Source organism: Paenibacillus popilliae ATCC 14706 (genome assembly GCF_000315235.1).
Lineage (GTDB): Bacteria > Bacillota > Bacilli > Paenibacillales > Paenibacillaceae > Paenibacillus_B > Paenibacillus_B popilliae.
Genome location: NZ_BALG01000485.1, coordinates 1 through 259 on the forward strand (window position 1 = coordinate 1; position 259 = coordinate 259).

At 57.9% G+C, this 259-nt stretch carries 1 pseudogene; it reads left to right on the top strand.

Annotated features, from left to right (window positions below):
* Positions 1-259: pseudogene (locus PPOP_RS18740) on the top strand (IS66 family transposase); the annotation flags it as partial.

Here is a 259-nt window from a genome sequence, read left to right on the forward strand (position 1 = left end):
ACATGAATGGACCCGTTTAGGTTATCCCTTGTCCCGGCAAACGATGGCGAACTGGATGATCTACGGCGCAGAGCACTGGCTGCTGCCCGTTGTGCCGGAAATGAGGCGCCATCTGCTGAAGCAGGATGTGCTGCATGCGGACGAGACCACGCTGCAGGTGTTAAAGGAAAAGCGGCGCAGTCGGATTCGTATATGTGGCTATACCGCACGGGGCGAGGTGAACCCTCCGTGGTGTTGTACGACTACCAGCGCACGAGAG